Here is a 20441-nt window from a genome sequence, read left to right as displayed (position 1 = left end):
AGTAAATAAAATGAAAAAACTAGCTAAAGTTTTAATGGTAGCGGCACCAGCTTTCGTATTAGCTGCATGTAGCTCATCTTCAGATAACGCAGCCGCAAATGCGAATGACAATGTAGCTCAATTCGGTGGAATGTCTGCAGAAGATTTACAACACCGTTACAACACAGTGTACTTTGATTTTGATAAATACACTATTCGTGCTGAAGATCAAAAAATCTTAGATGCTCACGCTGAATTATTAAAAGCAACAAACAAAAATGTAACTGTTGCTGGTCACACTGATGAACGTGGTACTCCAGAGTACAACATTGCGTTAGGTCAACGTCGTGCAAACGCTGTACAAAACTACTTAGCACAACAAGGTGCTTCAAATGTTGCAACTGTATCTTACGGTGAAGAAAAACCAGCAGTTTTAGGTCACACTGAAGCTGACTACGCGAAAAACCGTCGTGCAGAATTAGAATACTAATTTCTACTTTTTTAGAAACTTAGTTTATTAAAAATAAAGCCCTGTTTATCAGGGCTTTATTTTTATCTGTAATTGGTCTTTCTATTCGTCCAAAACCTTTCCTTTTAATTAGATGATTTCCGCTTTTCATGATAAATTATGCAAATTTTTTGAATAATTAACGAAATAAATAAAAGGGCATTTTATGTCAAAAAGCAAAATCGGGTTAGTATCACTTACTGCACTAGTGCTGAGTTCAATGATTGGTTCGGGTATTTTTAGCCTACCACAAAATATGGCTGCAGTTGCAAGTGCGGAAGCTTTGCTCACAGGTTGGGCTATCACGGGTTTAGGGATTCTTTTCCTTGGGCTTTCTTTTTTCTTCCTCTCCCGATTGCGTCCTGATTTAGATGGCGGTATTTATACCTATGCACGAGAAGGCTTTGGCGATTTTATCGGCGGACTTGCGGCATGGGGCTACTGGCTCTGTACTTCTATTGGCAGCGTAAGTTATCTTGTGGTGGCATTTAGTGGCTTTGGTCTCTTCTTTGATAGTGAACAAGTCACCATCTTTGGCGATGGTACTTCGCTGATGTCGATTTTATCTGCCTCTTTAGTGGTGTGGTTGATCCATATTTTGATCGCAAAGGGCGTAAAAGAGGCCGCCTATGTGAACCTGATTGCAACGATCGTTAAAGTACTTCCGTTAATTGTTTTTATTGTATTAGCCATAATCTTTTTCTCGCCTACTCAATTTATGCAAGATTTCCACGGCGAACGTTTGCAAATGTCACTATTAGATCAAATCAAAAGCACAATGCTCATTACTCTTTGGGTTTTTGTTGGCGTGGAAGGTGCAACGGTTCTTTCCGCTCACGCGAAAAAGAAAAACGATGTGGGCATTGCGACTATCCTCGGCATTTTAATCGCCCTGGTTCTTTATGTAGCAATTACTGCACTTTCACTCGGTATTTTGCCACGTGAAGTGATTGCTGCTATGCCGAATCCTTCAATGACAGGCATTATGGAGCATATGATCGGCACAAGCGGTAAAATTTTGATTACTTTTTGCTTAATTGTATCTGTACTTGCATCTTATATGAGCTGGACAATGTTTTCGGCAGAAGTGATGTATCAAGCGTCTAAAACACAAGTATTCCCACATTTTTTAAATCAAAAGAATGAAAACGACACGCCAATTAGCTCGCTCTGGTTTACTAACATCGTTATTCAAATTATCTTAGTGCTCGTTTTTTTTACCAGCAAAGGGTATGATGTGCTCATTCAGTTAACAACCACAATGATTCTAGTGCCTTATTTTTTAGTCGGCACTTATTTACTTCGTCTCGCATTTAAAATTGGGGCTGTTTGGTATATCAAGCTAACAGGAATGATTGCAACTCTTTACGGTTTCTGGTTAGTTTACGCTGCTGGAATGGAGTATTTGCTCTTTTCGGTAATTTTATACACACCTGGGGCAATTCTCTTTTTCTACACACGTTATCAGAAAACAGGTAAATTTGATCTTTCACGTAATGAAACGGTTGCTCTTGGTTGTACCATTCTTTTATCCATTGGCTCTATTTATGCCTTTTTGTAGTACGCTTTTATAAGATGAAATATCTCACCCTAATCTTTAATTTCTTGGTTTCGATTTCTCAAAATACTCGCCACTACTTTAAAAGTGGCTCTTTTGCGATAGCGGTTTATCCCTATTTAATGCATCCTTGCTTTAAGAAAATGGCGGTGATTTTAACCGTTATTTTCGGTGGATTAATGGCTTATGCGGGAGTATTTTATCTTTTTGGTGAACACGTTGCGATTCTATTTAGTGAACGTTCCATCACCACTTATTTTCATCATTCAACATTAGAACTTTTTTTCCCAATTGGAAGCGTGATTGATGGTAAAGAAAACTCGCTTTCCAACTTACCGCATATTATGAGAATACTGTTTAGCTACCAAAGCTACATCGTCGTGCCGTTCTATTTAATTTGCCTTTATCCGATTTCGCACAAACGCCTCTGGCTGATTGAGCTTTTGCTCGCACTGCTTTTTGCTATCGGTACAGCATTAGTATCCGAGATTACAAGCGGTCGCTATTCAGAGGGTAGTTTACAAAATTTCGGCTTAAGCCTCACCATTATTATCGGTAACTTAATGTTGCTTTTTATGGGGCTAGATTTAGACAAAACCCTTACGCCACGCCTTAAGAAATCGAGTCTCTGGTTTGGTTTTATTGGGTTGATTTGCGTAAGTATTACAATGGTTTATCCAACGTTATTTTCACCAATATTAGAGCGTATCAGCCTTTATACCATAATGATTTGGGAAATAATTGCGGGTTTTGCCGTCATAAGAAATATCATAAGCTATCGCCAACAAGAGGAAAAAGATGATGAAATTTATTGATCGCTATTCACAACTGATTGCCATCCCGACTATTTCAAGCCTTGAAGCATTTGAAGATCAGTCGAACAAACCGCTGATTGAATTATTGGCAAACTGGCTCAATGATTTAGGCTTTCACACCGAGATTTTAGCGGTTGAAAATAGCCGAGATAAATACAATTTATTGGCAACTTATGGCGAAGGCGAAGGTGGCTTATTACTAGCAGGGCACACCGACACAGTCCCTTTTGATGAGGGAAAATGGACGTTTAATCCATTTAATCTTACTGAAAAAGAAGGGAAATTTTACGGCTTAGGCACAGCAGATATGAAAGGCTTTTTTGCTTTCATTGTGGATGTAGTAAGCCAACTGGATTTAAATCAAGTGAAAAAACCGATCCGCATTTTAGCCACAGCCGATGAAGAAACGACAATGATTGGAGCAAGAACCTTTGCACAATATAGCCATATTCGTCCAGAATGTGCCATTATTGGCGAGCCAACTTCACTTAAGCCAATTCGAGCACACAAAGGGCATATGGGCGAGGCAATTCGTATCACGGGCAGAAGTGGGCATTCAAGCGATCCAGAACGTGGTATCAATGCAATTGAATTAATGCACGAAGCCACAAGTCACTTAATCGCGATGCGTAATGAACTAAAAACCAAATTCCGCAACGATTTCTTTAAAGTGCCTTATCCAACAATGAATTTTGGTAACATTCACGGAGGCGATGCAATTAACCGTATTTGTGCTTGCTGTGAATTGCAATTGGATATGCGCCCGCTCCCAGGTTTAGCGATGGAAGATTTACATCATTTGATGCTAGAAAATCTCGCTCCGATGCTGGAAAAATATGGCGATTTAATCGAAATTCGCCAGCTGCACAGTGGCATCCCAGGCTATGAATGCGAGCATTCTGCTCAAATTGTGCAAGTAGTGGAAAAATTGTTGGGCGAAAAATGTGAGTCGGCGAACTATTGCACCGAAGCACCTTATATCCAGCAACTCTGCCCAACGCTAGTGCTTGGTCCTGGTTCGATTGAACAAGCTCACCAACCCGATGAATTTTTAGAAACGAAGTTTATTGAGCCAACAAGAGAACTATTGACGAAGTTAATTCAGCATTTTTGCTTTTGATTTTTAGGGCGAGCTAAATAAGCCCTACATTTTCTATACTGGCAAAATCAAACTAAGCGGTTTTTGTTTGAGGATTTGCCATATGCATTTGGCGATGTTTTTCCAGCTATCAACCGTTGCACCTAACGAGCGAAGTGCCAATGAAAGTGTAAGCGAGAAACTGACTGCAAGATTAACCACGCCAATCAACAACACAAAACCAATGCTTTGCCAGAAAATCGCCCAGCTTAAATTACCGCTCGTTACCACATAACCGACATTTGCCGAAGAGAAGGCTATGTGGCGAATATCAAGAGGGAGATTGAGCAAATAGCCCACCACGCTGGTTAAGCCGAGTAGCATTCCAAAGGTAAGATTACCCACAATCGAGCCATAGTTGTTATGCATATAATTAGCAAAAACTGACCGCTTATGTTCACTCATTATTTTCACAAGAAGTGGGTGATGCTGCAATCGCACTCGTAGATTGAGGTAGTTACAACGGTTATCAATATATCCTGAAATCAAACCTGCACAGAAAAGCCAAACACCCGCAATTGCAGCGAACCAAAGTGTTTCTCCAAGCGGATCGATACTATGTAATTGGTAAGCTATTTGAGCCTGAACGAGCAATGGCTTACCTTCAAAATATTGGTAACCATAAGCCACGAGTGAAGCAATCCCAATCGCAACCGCCACATTCCCGATAACTGCAATACTTTGCGAGCGGAATACATCGATCAGCAATTGAGCAAGCTTCATATTTACAGCTCGCCCTTGTGGATTTTTCCCAACGAAGTCGGCAAATCGGGCAGCTGTCATCGCAGGCTGCTTGGTTGCGACCGTGAGGTGCAACATAAAAATCAGGGTAAAGCCAATGCCGTAATTTAGCCCTTCTACAATCCCCTTAAGAACTTTATCGTCAATCACGCTACCCAAATAAATTTTGAACAACGCCATCAAAGCAATCAATACACCTCCGCCTGCAGCTGAATAAAACATCGAAAGATATTCACTCTTATTACGAGTAATATAGTGCTCACCGTGGTCGCTGGTGTTTTGGGTAATGCTACGTGAAAGCATACTTACACTTTGCTTCCAAAGGGCAGAGACACTGTGTTTATTCGCAGAAGCGATGGCTAAATTTCTCGTCAAAAGCAAAATACGACGCGGTAAAAAGCGATTAGAAGCAAACACTTCCATCAACATCGCAAGGCGATCTAGCGTCTGTTCCAAACGTTCAAGCAAATAAGCTACTTCCATTGAAGAGCCCATCGCCGCTCCCTTTTTCTTCAAGCGGTCTATTAATGCCTTACTTTGGGCAAACATCACTTGCAAATGCCCATCATCAAACAGCTCATTGCGTCGGCGTGCATCAATCCATTGCGTTACCTCTTTTTGCAAAGCAACAAAAGGGCTATCCGCCTCAATTAAACTTGGATCTAGTCGCATCAATTCAGGCTGCATCTCTTCCGCTGCAATCCAAATTGAGAGCATTTTGATCGCAAACAGACCTTCTGCCCGCAAATGGGCATCCACTCGCTCACGCTCAGCCTCACTGGCATAACGATTCAACAATTTGAAAATGCTTCCCCAATAGTGTAATGGCACACTGTTGAGCCATCCAACATCGTTTTTATCATTAAACAGCAAAAAGAAAATATCACGGAGATCTTTCACATCTGGCACAGAAGGATTGAATTTCTCATAAAGGCGTGAGCGAAATTCACGTCTAAAACCATCACGACTTAAAATTCCATTCGAGATCAACAGCGGGTAAAGTCGCATACTGCATAACCAGCGACAAAGTTGCGAAGCCAGATTTTGTGTAAGGGTTTTATTTTTCTTTAAGATTTTGATTAAAAATTTAAGCTGATCTTCGCGTTGCTCTTCACAACGAATCCAGTGACAGAATCCTTTTAACAGCTCAAAAATATTACCTTCTGCCAGTTTTTGTTCGATAAATTGGATAAATTGTTGTTCGGATAAATAGCTTTTTTTCTTCAAACTACCTCCTCCGTAGGTAATAGTTAAGCATAAGCACATCCCTTTGGGATATTTAATGCACCGCCCCAAAGAGGCTGATTTATGCATAACCTAGGGTGAAAGCCCTAGGAAATACAAGATATAGAAAAAACAAGCGGTCAAATTTACAATCTCTTTTGCAAATTAACCGCTTGCTAATCATTTTACCAACCCTGATAGATTACCCTTTATGTGAATCTTGGTACTCTTTCGCTGCTTTTACAAAACCTGCAAAAAGCGGGTGACCATCACGAGGGGTTGATGTAAATTCTGGGTGGAATTGAGCTGCTACAAACCAAGGATGATTTGGCACTTCAATGATTTCCACTAATTTACGGTCTTCTGATAACCCCGTTACTTTCAAGCCTGCTGCTTCAATTTGCGGAAGAAGTGTGTTGTTTACTTCGTAACGGTGACGGTGGCGTTCTTCAATCGTTTCTGCACCGTATAATGCACGGGCTTTTGAACCTTCGATTAAGTGGCATTTTTGTGCTCCCAAACGCATTGTGCCACCTAAATCTGAATCGTCAGAACGGGTTTCTACGTTGCCATCTTTATCTTGCCATTCGGTAATTAAACCGATAACAGGTTGAGGGCAATCTTTGTCGAATTCGCTTGAGTTCGCTTCGGTTAAACCTGCTACGTTACGAGCATATTCGATTAAGGCAATTTGCATCCCTAAGCAGATACCTAAATATGGGATTTTATTTTCGCGAGCATATTGTGCGGTACGGATTTTGCCTTCCACGCCACGATAGCCGAAGCCGCCAGGAACAAGGATCGCATCCACTCCTTCTAACACGCTTGTGCCTTTAGTTTCAACATCTTGCGAATCGATGTATTTAATGTTCACGGTTAAACGGTTAGTTAAACCCGCATGTTTTAATGCTTCATTTACTGATTTATAGGCATCTGGCAATTCGACATATTTACCCACCATACCGATGGTCACTTCGCCCGTTGGGTTCGCTTGGCGGTAAAGCACTTGTTCCCATTCGGATAAATCTGCTTCTGGGCAGTCTAAACGGAAACGGTCGCACACAAAGCTATCTAAACCTTGTGATTTTAATAATTCTGGAATGCGGTAGATCGAATCTACATCTTTTAATGAAATTACCGCACGCTCTGGTACGTTACAGAATAAAGCGATTTTTTTGCGTTCATTTGAAGGAATCGCACGATCTGAACGGCAGATCAACACATCTGGCTGAATACCAATTGAAAGCAACTCTTTTACTGAGTGTTGTGTAGGTTTGGTTTTCACTTCGCCTGCAGTTGGAATATATGGCACTAAAGTTAAGTGCATAAATAAAGTTTTTTCACGACCTACATCTACCGCTAATTGGCGTAATGCTTCTAAGAATGGCAGTGATTCGATGTCGCCTACCGTTCCGCCCACTTCAACGATCACCACATCACGACCTTTACCACCTTCAATTACGCGTTCTTTGATCTCGTTTGTGATGTGTGGGATAACCTGAATAGTTGCACCTAAATAATCGCCACGACGCTCTTTGCGTAACACTTCAGAATAAATTTTACCGCTGGTAAAGTTGTTTGCTTTGCTCATTTTTGAACGGATAAAACGCTCATAGTGACCTAAGTCTAAGTCGGTTTCTGCACCATCTGCTGTTACGAAAACTTCCCCGTGTTGGGTTGGGCTCATTGTGCCTGGGTCTACATTGATATAAGGGTCAAGCTTCATAATGGTTACGTTTAAACCACGAGCTTCAAGAATAGAGGCTAAAGACGCCGCAGCAATGCCTTTCCCTAAAGAAGAAACAACACCGCCCGTCACAAAAATATAATTCGTTGCCATTTTATTTGCCTTTGTGATGAAAAATTGGGTTGGAAATGAATTGAAAAGTTGGCATTTTTACGAAATCCCAACTATCAGGACGGGATAACAGTTTACAGCAAAAAGCCTTTTTTTGCTATCAGAAAATAACAAAGAGGTCTATTTTGCAAAAGATTTTACAAAATAGACCGCTTGGAAAACAAGGCGTTTAAACTAGCTCGCTACCGTCAACTGCCCCGCATAGAGGATAAAGAAACGTAAGCAGAATACACCGATTAAGTCGAAGATAGAGACTAAAATGATGAATTTCGGGCTATGTTTCACTTCGTGGCTGCCGAATAAGTTTGCCACGAGTGGGATTAAGATACCGATAAAGAATACCCCAATCCAGAATACCATTCCCCAGAAACCTGTCATTGCGTTGTGCAAGGCAAGTTGTTTATCTGCTCCACCGAAATGCAAACCAACAAAGAACGCCACTAACAAACCTAATTCAGTAACCATAATCGGTACTTCGAATTTGTGGATAAAATGAATTTCTCGGCTTTCACCTGAAAGTTTACCCGCAATTAAAATCATCAAGAAAGTCGCCGCGATACCTGATGAAGTACCCGATGCTAAGAACAAAGCTGGCAACACTGGGTTATTCAACATTGGGTAGCTGATTAACGCCGAAAGCAAGAAGCCCGTATAAGCACCAAGCACTGCAGCTAAGGTAAATAGCACAAATTCAATCGGTTTTAAGAACTTGCGTTCTGCGAAATCAATCCAAGGCAAGACGAATTTAAACACGGGGAAGTAACGATTTACAAGTACTGCGATCCAGTCTTTAAACATAATCGCAATCCAGACCATCAATACAGCCATATAGGCTTGGAACATCATTACGCCCATTGACATCACGGAAGTGCCGTTGTAGTTAAACATCAGCTTCCAGAATGTCCACGGTTTAGTTAAGTGGAACACCAACAAGGTCAAACCAAGAATTGTTGGGATGGTGCCTAAAATTGCCGCACTACGAATAATCCAGTTCTCACTTGGCTTTTCTACTTTTACGCTATTACGGAATGCAATAGCAAGCTGCACCGCACCAGAGGAAATCCCTAATAAGAAAAGATAAACCGCAATGGTGCTGTCCCACACTAAATTGGGGGTATGAAAAGGAATATAGTCGTTCATTATCTATGCTCCCCTTTGCCAAATGGAATGTGATATAAGTTTGGTTGTGTACCTAATGACACTTTGGTGCGATAAACTGGGTTTTCACGCACTTTTTTCGCCACTGCACTGTTTGGATCGTTCATATCACCAAAGGTTAATGCTTTGGTTGGGCAGGCTTCCACACAAGCAGGCTGTTTACCTTCTGCAAGGTTGGTATCGCGACAGAAGTTACATTTATCCGCCGATTTTTTCTCTGGATGGATAAAACGCACTCGATACGGGCAAACAGCGATACAGTATTGACAACCTACACACAAATCAGAATGTACATCGACAATCCCTGTTTCAGGATCAACAAACGAAGCTCCTGTTGGACACACTGCAACACAAGGTGCGTTTGAGCAGTGTTGGCAAGATTGACGGAAGAACTCATATTCCACATTTGGGAATTCGCCATAAGGTTCGCTACGGATAATTTCTAAACGTGAAACCCCTTCTGGCACTTTGTTTGTGGTTCGACAAGCGTCCATACATGCGGTACAGCCGATACAAGATGTTTCATCGTGTACCATCGCATAGCGAATTTTTTTCGGTTCATTCTCAGTTGCAAGAGTAACCGAAGTAGCAAGCCCTGTGCTTGCTACCACAGCGATAGCACCTGCCCCTGAGACGAAATCTCTACGGGTACAAGTCATTATTGGTTTTCCTTAGCTTCCTGAGCTTTAACTTCTTCTTTATGAGCCTGAATTTTAGTGTGGCAATCTGTACAAAGTTTGATACGTTGTTTTTCAGGAATTGCCTTCATCGGATCTTTTTCTGGGTGAAGTTCGTGGCAGTTTGCACACGCAATTTTGTTTGCGTGAGTATCGTGAGCCCAGAATTTTTCACGCAATTTATCCGCTGTATGGCACGCCACACACACTTGATTTTGCTCGTGAACCGTACGTTCAAGTTCAGGTTTACTTGCCTTTTGATCCATTTTGCTGAAACGCATTACATCACGCACACCTTTACGGTGGTTTTCAGACATATTGCCATGGCAGCTTACACAAGTTACTTGCTCACCGCTATTTGGGCTTTTCGTTCCGTGTTGGAAGTGTTTACCCGCGTGGCTAAATGGTTTACCTGTCGCATTTGCAGTTTCGTGACATTGCGTACAATATTGGTTTGGATCACGACGTGCTTCATCAGCAACTTGAACATCCGATTTACCTTGCCACATTTGTTGTGGCAGTGGTGGCATTTCAGCGTGAGCGGTTGAAATTGCAGAGAACATTGCAAAACAACTTGCTAAAGCGACCGCTTGGAGGGCGATTGCTCGCCCTGCTTTTGAGATTAAGTTTTTCATATCATCACCTCAAGCTTGATTATTTCGCTTCTGCTTTTGGTGTTGTGACTTCTTTTGGAGCTTCTACCGCTGGTAATAAGCCTTTTTCGCGAGCTGTAGCTTCCCATTGTGGCACCACTGTGCGTAAGAATTCATCTTTCGCAGCTTGGTCTTTAGGAATATCTAAGCCAATTGCTTTTTGTGCTTTTTCACGGGTTGAAATATCTGGAATCGCAACTGGAGTAGTTACGCCGTGTTTCGCTAATACCACGCCTAATTGCGCACGTGCATCTGCAGCACGGTCGATACCTGTTGCAATCACGTGTAACATCATATCTGGTGCGTGCATATGACCACCGTGGCTCGCTGAGGTGTAGTCCCAACGCCATTGAGCGTGACGAATGGCTTTTAAGATGTCTTTCATCTCATCAGGTGTTGCACCTGCTTCCCACGCAGCTTTCGCTTCAAAATGGGCTTTCACGATTTGATCTTCTAATTTGATCATCGCATCTTTCACTTGTTTTTTATGCTCTGCAACACGTTTTTGAAGTGTCTCTTTGCTTTGCTCGTGACAAGTTTTACAAGTGTTTTCGAATTGATCGAATGGATTACCGATTTTGTGGTCAGTGTAAACTTTGCCATCTTTATCTTTCACTTTCGGCATATGACAGTCGATACAAGTTACGCCATTTTTGCCGTGCACACCTTGTGACCAAATTTCAAAGTCTGGGTGCTGTGCTTTTAACATTGGGGCTTTTGATAATGCGTGAGTCCAGTCAGCAAATTCAATATCATCGTAGTATTTTTCAATGCTACTCACATCTACGCCATTTTTCCAAGGGAAGGTTACATCTTTTTTATCTTTGAAATAGTATTCCACGTGGCAGTTTGCACATACTGCAACGCGTTTACCTTGTTTGTCTAAGTTTTCGAAAGTCCAACCTACACTTTCCAATGCACGTAATACGTGAGGACGTGCAACACGTAACGCAGGTTTACCTTCTTTAAAGTCTTCTGATTTTGTATCATGACAGTCAGCACAACCGATAGAATTGACAATTTCAGAGCCATATTTTGCCCATTTTGGATCGAAATAACCACGCTCACCTTTCTCTTCAATTAAACGAGGTACATCGGGACCTTTACAAGTCCAACATGCCATTGGCTGTGGGCCATCATTTTCGTCTTTCGGTGCCCCTGTACGCAAAATTTCACGCACATCAGTGATGGCATAATAGTGACCACGAGGCTTATTATATTCTTTTGAAAACGCATAACCAGCCCAAAGAATCACGTTACGAGGATCAGCTTCTAACGCACTACCACGATCAGTCGATTCAGAAGTGGCTTTCCAAGAATTGTATTGAAGTGGATATTTATCCGCAAAAAGATGATTTGCAGATTCAACAGTCACACCCAATTTTTCGTGTTTGAGTGCTTTTTGAGTTAAAGTCTCAGTTTGCATGCCCGCAGCCTTTTCTTCAGCCTGCGCTGAATGAAAGCAACCGAGCATTGCAATGGTCGCCATTGCTAAAGTTTTGGTTAAACGTTTCACGGTAAAGTCCCCCACAAGGATGGTTTATCAAAAATATCTAAATGAGAATTTTTCTTATTAAAAACAATAAGATACTATTATCTTATATGCGTGCGAGCATATAGAATTTATTAAATTTTCGCTATTGTAAAAATCGTTTTCTTTGAACTAAATCAATAAAAAGGGGGGTAAATACCACTTTGTAGTTATCTACTCCACCTCTTAAAAAATAACCCTTTTTTTCACAAAAAATGAGAAATATTGACCGCTTATTTTCCTCTTTCAATAAATTCAATAAAAATCTCATTTTTTTCATAAATTTAATTCAAAAGCCCTCGGTTTTATGTTATCTATTACCGCTACTACTCATTAAACAAAACAAAAGGACACAACATTTTAATGAACGGCGCAAATTTAGTGATTGAGTGTTTGAAAGCACATCAAGTAACGCATCTTTTTGGTTACCCTGGCGGGGCAATTATGCCAACTTATGATGCAATTTATGATTCAGGATTAGATCATCTTCTTTGCCGTAACGAACAAGGGGCAGCCATGGCAGCCATTGGTTATGCACGCTCAACAGGCAAAGTGGGGGTTTGTATCGCTACCTCTGGACCAGGAGCAACCAATTTAGTAACAGGTTTAGGTGATGCGTTTGCTGATTCTATTCCTGTGGTTGCTATTACAGGGCAAGTCGCTAATCCTCTTATCGGGACAGATGCTTTCCAAGAAGCAGATGTATTAGGGCTTTCGCTCGCTTGCACGAAACACAGCTTTATTGTGCAAAATATTGATGAACTACCAGAAATTATTGCTCAAGCATTTAAAATCGCTCAAAGTGGCAGACCTGGCCCCGTGTTAATTGATATTCCAAAAGATGTGCAAGTAGCAGAAACTTCGCTTAAACCGATCGTTTACCCAAAAGATCCTGCTCCTCCGCAAGATCCAACTGCATTAACTGAAGCAAAAGCCATGCTCGCTAATGCGAAGAAACCCGTGCTTTATGTTGGCGGTGGGGTAGGGATGGCAACAGCTGTACAAGCGGTTAGAAATTTCATTGAAGTTGCAAATATTCCGTCTGTTTCAACCCTTAAAGGACTTGGCACGATCCCACCTCATCATCCACTTTATATGGGAATGATCGGGATGCACGGCACAAAAGCTGCAAACTATGCCGTACAAGAGTGCGATCTATTGATCGCCTGCGGTGCACGTTTCGACGACCGAGTGACGGGCAAATTAGACACCTTCGCCCCGCATGCAAAAGTGATCCATATTGATATTGATGCGGCTGAAATCAACAAGCTTCGTCAAGCTCACGTAGCACTCAAAGGCGATATGGCAGAAGCGGTCAATATTTTGGCTCATCCGCTTGATATTGATGAATGGCGTGGGCGTGTGCAAGCACTCAAATCTGCCCACGATTTTGACTACAACGACAACGCTGGCGAAGGCGATATTGATCCTTACGCATTATTGAACACCCTTTCTGAACGCAAATCGGAAAATGCTGTCATTACCACCGATGTAGGACAACACCAAATGTGGTCAGCTCAACATATCCGCCACTTTGCACCTGAAAATTACATCACTTCAGCAGGCTTTGGCACGATGGGCTTTGGTTTGCCTGCAGCAGTTGGTGTAGCAAAAGCTCGACCACGGGATCCTGTGATTTTAATCACTGGTGATGGCTCATTTATGATGAACATTCAAGAGCTTGGCTCGATTAAACGTGGTCAATTACCAATCAAAATGTTGTTGCTTGATAACCAACGTTTGGGCATGGTTCGACAATGGCAATCACTCTTCTTCAAAGCACGCCATAGCGAAACGATTTTAGACGATAACCCTGATTTCGTCATGCTTGCTAATGCTTTTGGTATTCCTGCTGAACGCATTGAAAAAGCCAGCGAAGTTTCTGGTGCATTAGACCGCTTGTTAAACGCTGAAGGAGCATATTTACTGCAAGTATGCATTCCAGAAGAGAGCAACGTTTGGCCGTTAGTGCCACCAGGTGCTTGCAACACCGATATGTTGGAGGAAGAATAAAATGCAGCAATATAATTTAACCATTGAAGCGAATGCTCGCCCTGAAACATTAGAACGCCTGCTTCGTGTAGTACGTCACCGTGGCTTTGAAGTGTTGGATTTAAACGCTCAAAAAAGTGAACAGACACTAACGCTTAATCTTAAACTTCAAAGTACCCGAGCAATTTCATTGCTGACTACACAATTAGAAAAGTTGTTTGATGTAACAAAGATTACTAGCTAATCGCATTGTCGGGGTGTGTTCAACACGCCCAGACCACTCTTATTTCATAAACACAAAATGAAACTCTGGCAAAAAACCTCAATTATCACTTGGCTACTCGCCCCATTTTCGTTGCTCTTTTGGTTGATTAGCCAAATCCGCATTGCCCTTTATCGCAAAAAAATCCTCAAATCCTACCGCTCGCCTGTGCCTGTTTTGGTGATTGGCAATATTTCTGTGGGAGGGAACGGCAAAACCCCGCTTGTGATTTGGCTAGTAGAGCAACTGCAGAAAAAAGGTGTGAAAGTAGGCGTGATTTCTCGTGGTTATGGTGGGGAAAATAAGGTTTATCCGCAGCTGGTTACGCCAGAAAGCAATCCCAAATTGATGGGTGATGAACCCGTGCTAATCGCACAACGTACCCACGCACCTGTAGCAATTTCACCAAACCGACAGCAAAGTATTGAACTGCTGTTAAGCCAGTTTGAGCTTGATTTGATCGTCACTGACGACGGTTTGCAACATTACGCTCTTGAGCGAGATATGGAATGGGTGGTTGTTGATGGAGAACGCCGATTTGGTAATGGATTTCTGCTCCCAGCAGGCGGGTTACGCGAACTACCAAGCAGATTAAAGCAGGTGCAAGCGGTCATTTGTAACGGGAAAAATGCAAATGCAGGTGAACACGCAATGCACCTCGAACCCGATTTTGCGATTAACCTCAAAACAGGCGAAAAACGTAAATTGAATGAATTTACCCAGCCTGTTTACGCTCTTGCTGGCATTGGCTACCCACCTCGTTTCTTTAATATGCTCAAAGGGCTTAGCATTCCACTTGCCGATACATTTAGCTTTGCCGATCACCAAGCCTTTACCGCTGAAATGATTGTGCCAAAGCTCAGTCAAAATCTCCCGCTTCTGATGACCGAAAAAGATGCCGTAAAATGCAAAGCCTTCGCCCAAGAAAATTGGTGGTATGTGCCTGTTTCTGCAAGATTTTCCGAAAAATCGACCGCTTGTTTGGTTAAGATGGTATTAACACTAATAAAAAAAGAATCCACGAATAATTTTATCTAAAAATAGAAAAGCCAGTTATTTCCGTGTAAAATACTGGCTTTATTTCCATTTATAGCAGAAAAATAGAGAAAAGAAGTATGGCAGAGAAACGTTATGATGCGGATGAAATCACGGTATTAAAGGATCTTGAGCCTGTCCAGATGCGTCCTGGGATGTATACCGATACTACTCGCCCTAACCACTTAGGGCAAGAGGTGATTGATAATAGCGTGGACGAAGCTCTTGCGGGTTATGCTTCTAAAATTGATGTGATTTTACACAAAGATAATTCGCTTGAAGTGATTGATAATGGGCGCGGTATGCCAGTGGATATTCACTCAACCGAAAAAATTTCTGGCGTGGAATTAATTTTGACTAAGCTACACGCAGGTGGTAAGTTTTCAAATAAAAATTATACATTCTCAGGCGGTTTGCACGGAGTAGGGATTTCAGTAGTAAATGCCCTTTCACAGCGTGTCGAAATCAGTATCAAACGTAACGGCGAAGTGTATACCATTGCGTTTGAAAACGGCGTGAAAGTCGAAGATTTAAAAGTTGTGGGCACTTGCCCCAAACGCCAAACGGGCACGATCGTTCGTTTTTATCCAAACCCAAAATATTTTGATTCGCCGAATTTTTCGGTCAGCCGTTTACGCCATTTGCTTAAAGCCAAAGCAGTGCTTTGCCCGAAATTGACCATCAATTTTAAAGATCACATCAATAAAACCGAGGAGACTTGGTATTACGAAGATGGGCTTTCAGACTATTTAAATGAAGCTTTAGACGGTTATGAATGTCTGCCAAATCCGCCGTTCATTGGCGATGTGGTAGATGAAACCGAAGCGGTAAGTTGGGCATTAACTTGGCTGCCAGAAGGAGAATTATTAGCAGAAAGTTACGTAAATTTAATCCCAACTTCTCAAGGTGGTACGCACGTTAATGGTCTGCGTAATGGTTTGTTAAAAGCGATGGCAGAATTTTGCGAAATCCATAATTTATTGCCGAAAAGCGTGAAATTAACCGCGGACGATGTTTGGCACCGTTGTGCTTACGTTCTCTCACTTAAAATTCAAGAGCCACAATTTGCAGGACAGACGAAAGAACGCCTCTCTTCTCGCCAAGCCTCAAGCTACGTAGAAAGCACGCTTAAAGATGCATTTAGTTTATGGCTAAATCAAAATGTGCAAGTGGGGAAACAGATTGCTGAAATGGCAATTAGCTCAGCTCAGGCACGTTTGCGTGCGGCGAAAAAAGTAGTGCGTAAAAAATTGGTTAATGGACCTGCTTTACCAGGAAAATTAGCGGATTGTATCTCTCAAGATTTAAGCCAAACCGAACTTTTCCTTGTGGAAGGGGACTCGGCAGGAGGGTCTGCAAAATCAGCTCGCGATAAAGATTACCAAGCGATTTTACCATTACGTGGGAAAATTTTGAATACGTGGGAGGTTTCATCTGATCAAGTATTGGCTTCGCAAGAAGTGCACAATATTGCAATTGCCATTGGGATGGATCCAGATAGCGATAATTTAGAAGAGCTACGTTATGGCAAAATCTGTATTCTCGCTGATGCGGACTCGGACGGCTTACATATCGCAACTTTACTTTGTGCGTTATTCTTACGCCACTTCCCAAGTTTGGTGAAAAATGGACACGTTTATGTCGCAATGCCACCGCTTTACCGCATTGATATTGGCAAAGATGAAGTGCATTATGCCTTAGATGAAGCCGAAAAAGAGGCGATTTTAGCCCGCCTTGCGAAGAAAAAAGGCAAACCAAATGTGCAACGCTTTAAAGGATTGGGCGAAATGAACCCAAGCCAACTGAGAGAAACCACTATGAATCCAAGTACACGCCGTTTAATCCAGCTTACGTTAGCGAATAGTAATGAAGACGAATCTGATAATTTGCAAAGCACCATTGAGGCAATGGATATGCTACTTGCAAAAAAACGAGCAGAAGATCGTAAACAGTGGCTACACAATTATGGAAATGAAGCGAAGTTGGATGTTTGATATAAATTGATTAAAGGTTTTTTTAAATTATTGGCATAGTAGACAGTACTTGTTCCATCAGTAATTAAATGTCTACTATGCTATTTATTTTACTTATCTAAGTTATTTCTAAACTCAACGTTAAGCTTATTAACCTTTTTGTACGTTATATGCTTCCAATGCACGTAATGAATAGGTGTAAGCTGCCCCTGCATTTAATGCGATAGACACTGCAAGTGCTGCTGCCACTTCATCTTCTGTTGCTCCAGCACGAACAGCTTCTTCTGCGTGTACGCCGATGCAGCTTTCACAACGTGTAGTTACCGCCACAGCTAAGGCAATCAATTCGCGTGTTTTTGGATCTAACACATTGCCCTCTGCTGCAGCTGCGCCTAATGCTTGATAAGCTTGTAACATTTTTGGATATTTTTTACCTAAGCCACCGAAAGATTTTTTAACGTGTGCTACCGCATTTTTCCAATCTGCAAACATAATATTTCTCCTTAAATTTATGATGATGTATGTTTAACCGATGTGTGCATTATAAGAAAAATAAGCTATTATACTTGTCAAATCATCTCAAACATTTTGGTAAAAATCTCAAAGTGCAAATTTATTATGGACTATTTAGATAAACTTACTCAGCTTGCCCAAGTGCAAGGCAAAATTAATATTCGTTGCTTATTTCAAGGCGATTGGCAAATTGAGCATCCAGTGAATACCGCCCAAGATGAGGGCATTTTTCATATTATTGAGCAAGGCGAATGCTGGCTAACATTAGCGGACAAAACCTTTCATCTACAAGCAGGCGATCTCTTTTTCTTACCTAAAAACTGCCCGCACAGAATGCAAAGTTCTGCAAAAGTTTCCGCAAAATTGACCACTATTACCACCTCCCAAGGTTTATTTGAACTTCGCCGCATTGGGAAAAAATCACCTGATCTCAAAATGTTCTGCGGGATATTTTTATATCAAAAAGAGGCACTTTTAATCGATGCCTTGCCTGATTATTTGCACTTTCACTTACCTAAAACACCTGTTAAGCCACTACTTCAACTTTTTCTTAAAGAGGCAAATGAGACAAATCAAGGTTCAAAACTAGTCATTGATGCATTGGCAAACGTGCTTTTCATCTATATTTTACGCCACGCATTACAGATGGGGTGGATAGAATCAGGCTTGTTAGCAGCTTTTGAGGATAAACGGCTTAGTCGCGTATTGATTAACATATTGAATGCTCCGCAAGCAGAGTGGAATATTGAGCTCTTAGCTGAGCTGGCATCAATGTCTCGTGCAAATTTTTGCCGCGTGTTTCAACAAAAAATGCAAATGCCACCGAAGAAATTTCTCAATCAAATTCGCTTGCAACAAGGGGCTTATTTGCTTAAACAAACCCCAAAAAGTGTACTAGAAGTGGCATTAGAAATTGGCTATCAATCAGAAGCGCATTTTAGTAAAGCATTTAAAACCGCTTATGGCATCACACCAAGCCAATATCGGAAATAAAGTAAATAATTCATTCTATACCTTTACGCCGCTTCTCGGTGATAGAACCGCAAACTATGTTCTTTTTGGCGGGCAGAACTGAAGGCAGAAACCCGTTTTAAGTAGCCAATCACACGTGTGCCGTAATCGATGTCTTTCGAGCCACATTCTGGACAGCATTGCAAGGTGCGTTTGTCGATGTGAGCACAGGTGTTGCAGATGGTGATTTTCACGTTAATGCAGAAGTAGTTGCAGCCTGTTTTAGCTGCAATGTCGAGCATTGTACGGTAGCCTGTTTGGGTTAAGGCTTCATCTAAATTCAAATGCAAGGCAGAGCCGCCATCAAGCCATTCGATGAATTCTTTGCCGTGCAGCAAGAATTTATCGAGGGCGTTAATTTGCTCATCTTCCACCACATAAAAGTAGGAGTTGTAGCACTCTCGTGGCACAAAATAGCCGTCCGCTTTATCCCATTTCGCATTTTTTACGCCTAAATTCTCCGCTGGCACAAATTCGGTGTTGAATTTCACACCATAGATTTTAGCGGCTTGTTGATTTGCTTCAAAAATCACTTTTAAGCGGCTTTGCACAAATTCCGCATAGTCTGGATTATATCCCACAGTTAAGCCTTGCGATTCAGCCGCTTCCACCATTCCATTTATGCCAATGGTGAGGAATTGCTTGTCGAGCGAGATAAATCCCGCATCGTAAACAGGTAGCATACCTGCAGCTAAGTACTCGTCCATTAGTTTGCGATAGGCAACTTGATATTGGTGGATCTTACGCACTTCTGTCGCCAAATCCCGCCCATCTTGCACTAAACGATTCATATTCAGCGTAATCACATTAATCGACCCTGTCGCCACACCGCCTGCACCAAGTGAATAAGAGAAAGTGTGATCTGCAATTTCATTGCGTAAGCGACAGCAAGAGGCAAGCGAATCGGGGTTATCTGATTGATAAATAAAGAAGGCATTGCCTTGCGAGAGTTCTTCCGCCATTTGATCGGCAAATTCATTGTCTTTGCATTTGCTATTTTCAGTCAACATTGCTGCGGTGACCACGGGGAAAGTTAAAATCGCCTTGGTGCGTTCTTGGTTAAACCATTTCATAAAGAAACGTTGTAGTTTAGCAGTGGTTGCCCAATTCGGACGTTCAAAGTCGGGGAAGACAAAATCGCTGAACATCGCCTCAAAATAGAAGCGATCGTAAATCGAAATGTTCCAGAATACGCTTTGATAACCGCGTGCTGCTGCAGGCTGATTAATGCTATAAACCACTTGTTGCAAGTGATTTTCTACCTCCAAGCGGTGTGTTTCTAGGTAATTTTCACCAAAATCTTTGCGGGCGAAATAGTCGAAATAGGTCAGAAATTCGACTGTTGCAACTGCTCCAGCAAATTGCGAACTCACGGCAAACACAAAGTTAATAAACGAACCGCAAAATGAGGCTAAATGTTTCGGTGCTTGAGACTCCCCGCCCAGTTTGGTTAAGCCTTCCCGCAAAAATGGGTACATCGTCACCGATACGCAATAAGGCTTAAGGCTAGTTTCATCGTGAACATAAATCTCGTGGGCTTCAATTTGGCGAAGATACTCATCTGCCATTGCTTGTCCAAAGAGTTCTGCAATTTTCTGGCTCACTTTGGCACGGTTGATCTGCACGAAAAAATCTTTCATCAACTCTTGTTCCATTGTCGCAATGTTTTTTTGGGTCACGTTCGCATTAGCATCCATTTTCGAACCATCAGCGGCGTTTTTGGCTTTTTTATATTCTGTGATGAAATCTAGCTTTTGAGAAAGTTGAGTGGGGGTGAGTCGGATCATATTGTTTCCTTAATACTACATGTTTTTT

Annotated in this window: 17 protein-coding genes; 9 read left to right on the top strand and 8 right to left on the bottom strand. The window is 41.8% G+C overall.

Annotated features, from left to right (window positions below):
- The first annotated feature begins 10 nt into the window (after positions 1–10).
- From pal to argE, 4 genes are all read left to right on the top strand, one after another.
- Positions 11–469, top strand: coding sequence for a peptidoglycan-associated lipoprotein Pal (gene pal, locus KH943_RS02715; RefSeq protein ID WP_304107302.1), 459 nt, complete (start codon positions 11–13; stop codon positions 467–469).
- 184 nt (positions 470–653) lie between these two features.
- A complete protein-coding gene (locus KH943_RS02710) occupies positions 654–2048 on the top strand; it encodes a basic amino acid/polyamine antiporter (RefSeq protein WP_304107299.1) in 1395 nt (464 codons plus the stop codon).
- Between the two features lie 14 nt (positions 2049–2062).
- Positions 2063–2860 (top strand): DUF998 domain-containing protein, encoded by a 798-nt coding sequence (locus KH943_RS02705; RefSeq protein WP_304107296.1) that lies wholly within the window; start codon positions 2063–2065, stop codon positions 2858–2860.
- Positions 2847–3980, top strand: coding sequence for an acetylornithine deacetylase (gene argE, locus KH943_RS02700; RefSeq protein WP_304107331.1), 1134 nt, complete (start codon positions 2847–2849; stop codon positions 3978–3980). The genes KH943_RS02705 and argE overlap by 14 nt, the downstream gene beginning before the upstream one ends.
- Positions 3981–4013: 33 nt before the next feature.
- Here argE and KH943_RS02695 read toward each other — a convergent pair whose 3' ends face one another.
- The 6 genes from KH943_RS02695 to nrfA all read right to left on the bottom strand — a co-directional run bounded on the left by KH943_RS02695 (position 4014) and on the right by nrfA (position 11825).
- Positions 4014–6005, bottom strand: coding sequence for a site-specific recombinase (locus KH943_RS02695; RefSeq protein ID WP_304107328.1), 1992 nt, complete (start codon positions 6003–6005; stop codon positions 4014–4016).
- A 160-nt stretch (positions 6006–6165) separates the two neighbouring features.
- Entirely contained in the window at positions 6166–7803 is a 1638-nt protein-coding gene (pyrG, locus tag KH943_RS02690) for a glutamine hydrolyzing CTP synthase (RefSeq protein WP_304107294.1), read from the bottom strand.
- Between the two features lie 192 nt (positions 7804–7995).
- On the bottom strand, positions 7996–8961 hold the full coding sequence (nrfD, locus tag KH943_RS02685; RefSeq protein WP_304107291.1) for a cytochrome c nitrite reductase subunit NrfD: 966 nt from the start codon (positions 8959–8961) through the stop codon (positions 7996–7998).
- Positions 8961–9638, bottom strand: a complete 678-nt coding sequence (gene nrfC, locus KH943_RS02680) for a cytochrome c nitrite reductase Fe-S protein (RefSeq protein ID WP_040217152.1) — start codon at positions 9636–9638, stop codon at positions 8961–8963. The genes nrfD and nrfC overlap by 1 nt, the downstream gene beginning before the upstream one ends.
- Positions 9638–10291: a cytochrome c nitrite reductase pentaheme subunit gene (gene nrfB, locus KH943_RS02675; protein WP_119223269.1), complete on the bottom strand. Its 654-nt coding sequence runs from the start codon at positions 10289–10291 to the stop codon at positions 9638–9640. Before nrfB ends, nrfC begins: the two co-directional genes overlap by 1 nt.
- A 19-nt stretch (positions 10292–10310) precedes the next feature.
- Positions 10311–11825 (bottom strand): ammonia-forming nitrite reductase cytochrome c552 subunit, encoded by a 1515-nt coding sequence (nrfA, locus tag KH943_RS02670; protein WP_304107284.1) that lies wholly within the window; start codon positions 11823–11825, stop codon positions 10311–10313.
- 378 nt (positions 11826–12203) lie between these two features.
- Here nrfA and ilvG point away from each other — a divergent pair, with 378 nt between their 5' ends.
- From ilvG to parE, 4 genes are all read left to right on the top strand, one after another.
- Positions 12204–13853, top strand: a complete 1650-nt coding sequence (ilvG, locus tag KH943_RS02665) for an acetolactate synthase 2 catalytic subunit (protein ID WP_304107281.1) — start codon at positions 12204–12206, stop codon at positions 13851–13853.
- A gap of 1 nt (position 13854) precedes the next feature.
- Positions 13855–14076: an acetolactate synthase 2 small subunit gene (ilvM, locus tag KH943_RS02660; protein ID WP_005706556.1), complete on the top strand. Its 222-nt coding sequence runs from the start codon at positions 13855–13857 to the stop codon at positions 14074–14076.
- Between the two features lie 57 nt (positions 14077–14133).
- A complete protein-coding gene (lpxK, locus tag KH943_RS02655; protein WP_304107277.1) occupies positions 14134–15132 on the top strand; it encodes a tetraacyldisaccharide 4'-kinase in 999 nt (332 codons plus the stop codon).
- A gap of 77 nt (positions 15133–15209) precedes the next feature.
- On the top strand, positions 15210–17123 hold the full coding sequence (gene parE / locus KH943_RS02650) for a DNA topoisomerase IV subunit B (RefSeq protein ID WP_304107274.1): 1914 nt from the start codon (positions 15210–15212) through the stop codon (positions 17121–17123).
- Between the two features lie 129 nt (positions 17124–17252).
- On the opposite strand, the gene KH943_RS02645 is transcribed toward parE, so the two are convergent.
- Positions 17253–17594 (bottom strand): carboxymuconolactone decarboxylase family protein, encoded by a 342-nt coding sequence (locus KH943_RS02645; protein WP_304107271.1) that lies wholly within the window; start codon positions 17592–17594, stop codon positions 17253–17255.
- Between the two features lie 126 nt (positions 17595–17720).
- Here KH943_RS02645 and KH943_RS02640 point away from each other — a divergent pair, with 126 nt between their 5' ends.
- Complete coding sequence (locus KH943_RS02640; protein WP_304107268.1) at positions 17721–18608, top strand: AraC family transcriptional regulator; 888 nt, start codon at positions 17721–17723, stop codon at positions 18606–18608.
- A gap of 23 nt (positions 18609–18631) precedes the next feature.
- On the opposite strand, the gene nrdD is transcribed toward KH943_RS02640, so the two are convergent.
- Entirely contained in the window at positions 18632–20413 is a 1782-nt protein-coding gene (gene nrdD / locus KH943_RS02635; RefSeq protein ID WP_304107265.1) for an anaerobic ribonucleoside-triphosphate reductase, read from the bottom strand.
- Between the last annotated feature and the right edge of the window lie 28 nt (positions 20414–20441).

Origin of the sequence: Haemophilus parahaemolyticus (assembly GCF_018373095.1) — a bacterium.
GTDB lineage: Bacteria > Pseudomonadota > Gammaproteobacteria > Enterobacterales > Pasteurellaceae > Haemophilus_A > Haemophilus_A parahaemolyticus_A.
This window is presented reverse-complemented; position numbering and strand designations above follow the sequence as displayed.